Here is a 426-nt window from a genome sequence, read left to right on the forward strand (position 1 = left end):
GCGTCAGCAGACCCGATACGGCCGCGAGCGGATTGCCGGGCAGCCCGACCAGATACGGCCCGTCCGGCGTTCCCCGCGACTGGCCCGGAGCCGGCAGCCGCGCCAACAGCATGGGGTGGCCGGGGCGGACCGCGGCTCCGTCCACCAGCAGTTCGGCCCCGAGAGCGTCAAGGACGGGATGGACATGGTCGACCGGGCCCGCGGCGGTGCCGCCGGTGGTGACCACGACATCGGCGTCACAGGCCGTCAACGCCCGGTGCAGGGCGTCCTCCTGGTCCCCGATCCGCCGTACGTCGACCACGTCCGCGCCGAGCGCGCGCAGCCACGGCGGCAGCAGCGGGCCCAGCGCGTCCCGGATCAGCCCGTCGTGCGGCAGCCCCTCCCCGAGCAGCTCGTCACCGAGCACGAAGACGGCGGCGCGCGGCC

The 426-nt window shown here is 75.8% G+C and carries 1 protein-coding gene; it reads right to left on the reverse strand.

Features of this window, described 5'->3' with window-relative positions:
* Positions 1-426, reverse strand: a 426-nt coding sequence (locus LPA54_RS39815) for a molybdopterin-binding protein (RefSeq protein ID WP_267488030.1), incomplete at both ends; no start/stop codon positions are given.

This window comes from Streptomyces sp. DH12 (genome assembly GCF_020873895.1).
Classification (GTDB): domain Bacteria; phylum Actinomycetota; class Actinomycetes; order Streptomycetales; family Streptomycetaceae; genus Streptomyces.